Annotated in this window: 2 protein-coding genes and 1 pseudogene; 2 read left to right on the top strand and 1 reads right to left on the bottom strand. The window is 46.8% G+C overall.

Going from position 1 to position 2038, the window contains the following annotated elements; all coding sequences use genetic code 11:
* Both RMO79_RS09605 and RMO79_RS09600 read left to right on the top strand, forming a co-directional pair.
* Positions 1–234 (top strand): annotated as a pseudogene (locus RMO79_RS09605) (hypothetical protein); the annotation flags it as partial.
* A 158-nt stretch (positions 235–392) separates the two neighbouring features.
* Positions 393–1304 carry an alpha/beta fold hydrolase gene (locus RMO79_RS09600; RefSeq protein ID WP_310482904.1) on the top strand — a complete coding sequence of 304 codons (912 nt, stop codon included), beginning with the start codon at positions 393–395 and terminating at the stop codon, positions 1302–1304.
* Between the two features lie 195 nt (positions 1305–1499).
* On the opposite strand, the gene RMO79_RS09595 is transcribed toward RMO79_RS09600, so the two are convergent.
* On the bottom strand, positions 1500–2038 hold a 539-nt coding region (locus RMO79_RS09595; protein WP_310482903.1), incomplete at its 5' end, for a molybdopterin dinucleotide binding domain-containing protein.

Below are 2038 nucleotides of genomic sequence, written 5' to 3'. Positions count from 1 at the left end.
CTATCCCACGTTAAGGGGGTTGAGGGTGATGCTTATCCGATTACGCCGTTTGCGGTACGTACTAAGGATGGAGTAGAGCGATCCGATTTGCTCATCCATCTCGACGCTAATGTCCCCGGTTCGATGGGTTGCATCGTGATGAGTGAAGATGAGTATCGAGACTTCTGCCAGACGTTTGCGCGCGAACTAATCGGTCATGAAAAAATTAAGCTGTTCGTTCAGTACGATTTCTAGTTTGGGGATTCAACAGACACGTTTTCACTCCCTCTTTTACTAAAAATAGACAACTCTTTCTATTATGCCGCAACCAGAGTGAGATTTGCTGGGAATGAATGAAATCCCTAAAATAGTAACTACTTGCGACATAATTTTCCCCACGGCTAATTTATCCCATGACTACCACTACACCGCTAATTTCAACTCAACCAATTCCCGGTCAATTTTGGCAGTGGCGAGGAGAGCAGATTTATTATGTTACAGCAGGAGAATCTAAAGCGCACCGCCCCCCATTATTACTGATTCATGGCTTTGGGGCATCGACAGATCATTGGCGTAAAAATATCTCCGAACTCAGCCAGGAGTTTCAGGTGTGGGCGATCGATCTGTTAGGTTTCGGACGAGCGGCGAAGCCAGCTTGGACGTATAGTGCCGATTTGTGGCGAACTCAGATTCATGATTTTATCACTGAAGTTATCGGTCAGCCTGTGGTCATTGCGGGTAATTCGCTGGGTGGGTATACGGCTTTGTGTGTCGCCGCCGAGCATCCCGAATCTGTTGCTGGGACGATTTTAATCAATAGTGCGGGGCCTTTTACTAGTAGCACGCATCCCAAAGAGCCAAACATCTTTCAAAAAGCTGTCGGTCAGATTTTAACTGGCTTTTTACGTCATCCGATCGGGAATTCAATCCTATACAAGTTCGTGCAGCGCAAATCATTCATTCGTAATACGCTCAAAAAGGTCTATGTAGACCAAAGTGCCGTCACCGAGCAGCTAATCGATGAAATTTATCGTCCTTCATGCGATCGGGGTGCGCCACAAGTGTTCGCCTCGGTATTTAGTAACCAGCAGGGTGAAAAGGTCGATGTGTTGTTGGGTAAAATGCGCTGTCCGCTGCTGATGCTCTGGGGTGAGGGCGATCCGTGGATCGATGCCCGATCGCGTAATGAAAAGTTTCGGGAATATTATCCACAGTTACAGGCATATTATCTCGATGCTGGGCACTGTCCCCACGATGAAATTCCAACTCAGGTAAATGCGATCGTGCATAATTGGGTGAAAGAGTATTGTCGAACGGTGGGTTAGTGCGGAGGCAACTTCTGGGTTAAAAAGCACCCAAGTTGACGAGTTTCGACTCCGCTCAACTCTCGATCTCTTAGTTAGTCGAGCGGAGTCGAAACCAAAAGTCTGTTCCAAAGGACTAAAAGAATTCATCAGTCTGTTAAAACAGACTTGAGCTGTTAGCCTGGGGATTAATCCCGAGGCGGGGATAGAGCGAAGCTACTTATCGCTGTAAACCACCACAGGCACTCGTTTATAAGCTGGCGTACCCGATCGAGTCTCCGTTTTAGCCGTAAAAATTACATTTACTTCCGGGTAAAACATCAACGCCGCACCTTCGCGCACCGAGCCGTAAATTACCTCTACATCTTCTAACTTACCAGCATCGCCCTGAACTGTCACCCGATCGTGTGCCGCTACCTTGATTTTTTCAGCATCCAACCGATTCATCAGAATACAATTGCGATGTGGCATTCCCCGATACATATCACCAATTTTATAGACGACGGTATTGTGTTGAGAATAGCTGCGTCCGGTCATTAATGCCAATACTAAACTATTGGCGCGATCGCCGATATTGAAATATTGAGCGGTTGGTAAAGTCAGATCTGGGAGTGGAGTAGTAAACATTTTTGCCTTCCCCGACGGCGTTTTAAAGTGGGGTGTGGTGACAATGCGATCGGCAATGGTAAATTCTTCCTTAGTATCGTCGATCGTGCCGATTTTCTCATAGCCAGAGATAGTGCTGGCGATAATTT

This window comes from Chamaesiphon sp. VAR_48_metabat_403 (assembly GCF_031422475.1).
Classification (GTDB): domain Bacteria; phylum Cyanobacteriota; class Cyanobacteriia; order Cyanobacteriales; family Chamaesiphonaceae; genus Chamaesiphon.
The sequence above is the reverse complement of the archived record's forward strand: the minus strand, read 5'-3'. Positions and strand labels throughout refer to the sequence as shown.